The following is a 294-nucleotide window of genomic DNA, read 5'->3' on the forward strand; positions in this document are numbered from 1 at the left end:
TTTTTCGAATAAAGAAAAAATCATACTTTTTGCCTTTTTTTTGCAAATTTTTCTTGGCAACAAAACAAAGCTTTGTAAAATGTTTTTCTCATCATATCTCTTTACTTAACAGGAGTTTTTATAAAATGATTGGACTCGTGCTTGTAACGCACGGGGAGCTGGCTGTTGAATTTCTGCATGCTGTAGAACATGTTGTTGGAACACAAGAAAAATTCGCAACAATATGCATCTATCCTGATGATGACATAGATCAACGCCGAGGCGATATTATAGCCGCAGTCTCCTCTACAGATA

1 protein-coding gene is annotated in these 294 nt (G+C 35.7%); it reads left to right on the forward strand.

All coding sequences use genetic code 11. The annotated features are described in order from the left end of the window. Window positions 1-125: 125 nt before the first annotated feature. Window positions 126-294 (forward strand): PTS sugar transporter subunit IIA (locus ACFINZ_RS11545; RefSeq protein ID WP_375701590.1); only part of this gene is annotated, 169 nt, incomplete at its 3' end.

This window comes from Bartonella sp. AA81SXKL (genome assembly GCF_042196945.1).
Taxonomy (GTDB): Bacteria; Pseudomonadota; Alphaproteobacteria; order Rhizobiales; family Rhizobiaceae; genus Bartonella.